Annotated in this window: 1 protein-coding gene; it reads right to left on the bottom strand. The window is 65.4% G+C overall.

What is annotated here, in order from left to right; translation table 11 throughout:
- Window positions 1–258: 258 nt before the first annotated feature.
- On the bottom strand, window positions 259–1,443 hold the full coding sequence (locus AB0M26_RS31870; RefSeq protein ID WP_365266517.1) for an IS701 family transposase: 1,185 nt from the start codon (window positions 1,441–1,443) through the stop codon (window positions 259–261).
- Between the last annotated feature and the right edge of the window lie 145 nt (window positions 1,444–1,588).

Raw genomic sequence — 1,588 nt, 5'->3', positions numbered from 1 at the left:
AGCTACCTCGCCGGCCTCCACCTCCGTGCCTCCATGATCTGGATCAACGACCTCCTGAAGGCGACTGGCTGATCACAACATCACACAGGCCCTAGTACTGCAACGGTGCTTGCCGTGACGGTTGGGTAGCTTCTGGTGGTGTGTAGCCGCGTTGTTTGTAGTGACTGGTGCGGGCTTGGTGTTGTCGTCTGCGTCGCCAGTGTGACCAGTGCAGAACGTGTTCGATGGGTGCTGGGCGGCGGTGGGTGAGGCGGTGGATCAGGCGTCTGAGCTCGGGAAGGCTGAGGGGGACGAGGCCGGAGGATCCGTTTCTGCTTTCCCGGCGTCCAGTTCACGGGCCCGCAGGACGGTCAAGCAGGCGTGGGTGGCCATGGCCAGGGTCATGTGGCGGTGCCAGCCGTCGTAGCGGCGGACCTGGTAGTCGTCCAGACCGCACTCCTGCTTCGCGCTCTGGAAGCATTCCTCCACTGCCCACCGGCTGCCGGCGACACGGATGAGCTCGTCGAGTGTGGTGTCGGCGGGGCAGTAGGCGATGTAGTAGGAGATCTCCTGCGGCCGGCTCACGCTGCGGCGGGCGATCACCCAATGTCGGCGGTCTTCGCGGTGCCAGGGCCGGACCTCCACCCTCGCCCAGTCGTAGACCCGTGGACCATGGGCACCGTCGCCACAGGAACGGCGCTTCCACTTCTGTCTCGGGAGACCGGGAAACAGGTCGTGGACGGGGTGGTCGATGGCCCAGCGGGTGACGACGGTGTCGTGACGGGTGGTGGCCATGACGTGGAAGACATCGGCCCGCTCCAGCTCGGTCCGCCAGCCTTTGGAGAAGCCGTAGGCGGCGTCCGCGGTCACCCACCGGAACGGGATCTTCTCCGCGAGGGCCCGGCGAACCATCGTCCTTGCGGTGACGACCTTCGTCTCGAAGGCGATCGTGTCCCCGATGCCCGCAGCCCGGCACCGTTCACGGTCATCCGTCCATGAGGTGGGCAGATACAGGCGGCGGTCGATCAGCGTGCGGCCACGGCCGCCGGCATAGGCGAGGAACACCCCGATCTGGGAGTTCTCCGTTCGGCCTGCGGTTCCGGAGTACTGCCGCTGGACCCCCGCCGAGCGGACACCCTTCTTCAGGAAACCCGTGTCGTCCACGATCAGCACCGCTTCCGGGTCGCCGAGATGCTCGACCACGTAGTCCCGCACATCGTCCAGGACTTCATCGGCGTCCCAGTCGATCCGGTTCAGCAGCCGGTGGATTCGGTCTGGACCCGCATGCCCGGCCTCCTCGGCAAGCGTCCAACCGTTCTTCCGCTCCAGCGGACTTATCAGCCCACGCATATAGGCAAGAGCCGACTCACGCGGCTCCGACCTGGCGAAACGGTGCAGGAACCGCTCATGCAAGGCCTTCAGTTCACCAGCCCACGACCGGGCATCAGCAAGTTCCCCACCCATAACTCACCAACGACCGACCTGCCCAACCGTCACGGCAAGCACCGTTGCAGTACTAGGGGGCGTATCCAGTTGTGATCAATCTGTGGGCTCCGCTCCCGCAGCGGGGCGGGTTCCTGTAGATCGTCATGCATGACGCAGGTGCAAC

It is taken from the genome of Streptomyces sp. NPDC051776 (assembly GCF_040681345.1).
Classification (GTDB): domain Bacteria; phylum Actinomycetota; class Actinomycetes; order Streptomycetales; family Streptomycetaceae; genus Streptomyces.
The sequence above is the reverse complement of the archived record's forward strand: the minus strand, read 5'-3'. Positions and strand labels throughout refer to the sequence as shown.